The sequence below is a fragment of the Deinococcus sp. genome, from assembly GCF_030523985.1.
In the GTDB taxonomy this organism is placed as follows: domain Bacteria; phylum Deinococcota; class Deinococci; order Deinococcales; family Deinococcaceae; genus Deinococcus.
This window is the reverse complement of record NZ_JAUNHK010000108.1, coordinates 5346-7910: the sequence shown is the minus strand read 5'-3', so window position 1 is coordinate 7910 and position 2565 is coordinate 5346. Positions and strand designations below refer to the sequence as shown.

Here is a 2565-nt window from a genome sequence, read left to right as displayed (position 1 = left end):
GGCATGATTCTGGGCGAGGACGGCGAAAAGATGTCCAAATCACGCGGCAACGTGGTGGACCCCGACGACCTGGTGCGCGAGTACGGAGCCGACACGGTGCGGGCGTTCCTGATGTTCATCGCCCCCTGGGAACTGGGCGGCCCCTGGGACTCGCAGGGCATCAACGGGCCTTCCAAGTGGCTGAGCCGCGTGTGGAACCTGTTCTTCGAGGAGAAAGTCAGCGGTCCCGAGGAAAAGATGACCGATGCCGACGTGCGCTTCGCCGTTCACTCGGCCCTGAAGAAAGTGGGCGACGACTTCGAGCGCATGAGCTTCAACACCATCATTTCCACCCTGATGGAACTGACCAACGCGCTGGTCAAGGCCAAGCGCAGCCCCGTGTACGGCACGCCCGTCTGGGACGAGGCGCTGAGCATCTTCAACCGGATGCTGGCCCCCGTCGTGCCCCATATCGCCGAGGAAATCTGGACCGAGCGCGGGCAGCAGGGCAGCGTGCATACTGCCGAGTGGCCGCAGGTAGACGAAACGGCTGCCGTGCGCGACACCGTGACCATCGGGGTGCAGGTGTCGGGCAAGGTGCGCGGCGAGGTCAGCATCTCCAAGACGGCGACCCAGGAAGAAGCGCTGGCCGCAGCGCGGGCCAACGAAGAAGTCGCCAAGCACCTGGAAGGCAAGACCGTGGTCAAGGAAATCTACGTGCCGGGGCGGATTATCAACATCGTCGCCAAATAAGGCGGCAAAAGGGGGCGGGAGCCGAGGGTCGATATCCTCGCACTCCCACCCCTTTCCTGTATCGCCTACTTTTCCCAGGGCCAGTCGCCGGGCGCGGCGGTGATTTCGAACGCACGCGGGCCGACGTGAATGCTCAGCACTGGGTTCACACCTGCGCGGTCTGTCCAGACGATCGGATGGCGTTGCTGAAGCGATTGCAGCGCTACGTCCACGTCTTCCTCATGGGTGCCGTACATGAAGCCGACCCGCAGCGGCGTGCCCTCGCCGTAGCGTTTGGTGACCTGCTGCGTCATCGCCTCGATGCTGCCCTTGTAGCTGCGAACGCGGGCCACGTTGGCGTAGGTCCCGGTCGGCTTGTCCACCGTAATGACGGGCTTGAGGTTCAGCAGGCCGCCCATCGCCGCCGCCACGCGCCCGATTCGGCCCCCTTTGCGGAGGTACTCCAGGGTTTCGATGGTGAAGAAGAACTCGGTTTCTTCGTGAACCTGCCGCATCCACTCCAGCGCCGTGTCCAGGCTCTCGCCCCGCGCGGCGGCGGTGGCGGCGGCGTGAACCTGAAACGCCTGCGCCGCGCTGATGGTCATGGCATCGTGAATGGTGACCCGTCGGCCTTCCCCCTGCGTTGCCCACAGGTCGCGGGCCTGCTCGGCAGCGTTGCGGCTGCCGCTGAGGCCCGAACTGACCGTGATGGCGAGAACGTCGCTCTGGCCCGTCTGATCGAAGGCGTTGAGCCACTGCTGCGGCGAGGGCTGCGAACTGGTGGGATGCACCGGGTTGGTCGCCAATTCGCGGTAGAACTCCTCCCGCGTGATGCGGTTCATGGGGATGCTCTTTTCCCCGAAATTGACGGAGAAGGGCGCGACGGGCACGTTGTTGCGGAGGGTCGGCAGGGCGTCGAGGCCGCCGTCGGTGACGACAGCGAACTGGGGAATAGGTTGGGTCATTTCAGCTCCTGGGCATTCATCTGCTCTAGCAATTTGAGGGCGGCGGTGTGGTCCTGCTCTGGCCCGACCACGTGCGAGGCGGCGCGAATCAGGCCCGCGACCTGGGCCAGCGTGGGCGCACTGGCGCGGGCACTCTGCACCACGTCCAGGGCGATTCCGGCATCTTTCGCCAGCAGGCCTAGGGCAAAGGTGACCGGAAACTCACGGGTCAGCACCCGCTGCGGAATCAGGTTCTCGGAAGCGTTGGAGCGCCCGCTGCTGGCGTTGATGACGTCCAGCGCCTCGCCGAGTTCGACCCCGCTGCGGCCCAGTGCCGCCAGTCCTTCGCCCGCCGCCCACAGGTTGACGGCCAGCAGCATGTTGTTGACCGCCTTGACCGCGAAGCCCGCGCCCGTGTCGCCCACCCCCACGACCTTGCCCGCAAAGGCGAGATATGGACGCGCCGCCTCTATGTCCTCGGCGGGGCCGCCGAGCATGACGGTCAGCGTTCCGGCCTCCGCGCCACTGGTGCCGCCGCTGACCGGAGCGTCCAGAAATTTGACGCCGTGCGCCGCCAGAATTTCACGCTGCCGCCGGGCCGCGTCGGGATGCCCGCTGGTGCAGTCCACCCACAGCGTTCCCGGACGAAGTGCAGAACCTAGCGCCGCGATAAGTTCATCCACCTCGGCGCTGGTGGGCAGGCAGGTGAACAGCATATCGGCCTGGGCCACCCCTTCCAGGGTCACGGCCTCGCTGCCGTACTGCTGGGCGTGGCGCTGCGCCTTGTCCGGGGTGCGGTTCCAGACCAGGGTGCGCCCCCCGCTGGCCTGGGCCTGACGGACAAGGTGAGCGGCCATCGGGTATCCCATTGCTCCCAGGCCGAGAAAAGCAGTCGTGGTCATGGTGCATT

General features: G+C 66.0%; 3 protein-coding genes. 1 reads left to right on the top strand and 2 read right to left on the bottom strand.

Annotated features, from left to right (window positions below; all coding sequences use genetic code 11):
• Positions 1 to 732 (top strand): class I tRNA ligase family protein (locus tag Q4C89_RS12690; RefSeq protein WP_303102987.1); only part of this gene is annotated, 732 nt, incomplete at its 5' end.
• 65 nt (positions 733 to 797) lie between these two features.
• Here Q4C89_RS12690 and Q4C89_RS12685 read toward each other — a convergent pair.
• Entirely contained in the window at positions 798 to 1676 is an 879-nt protein-coding gene (locus Q4C89_RS12685; protein WP_303102986.1) for a DegV family protein, read from the bottom strand.
• Positions 1673 to 2557 (bottom strand): NAD(P)-dependent oxidoreductase, encoded by an 885-nt coding sequence (locus Q4C89_RS12680; protein WP_303102988.1) that lies wholly within the window; start codon positions 2555 to 2557, stop codon positions 1673 to 1675. Before Q4C89_RS12680 ends, Q4C89_RS12685 begins: the two co-directional genes overlap by 4 nt.
• Positions 2558 to 2565 lie beyond the last annotated feature (8 nt).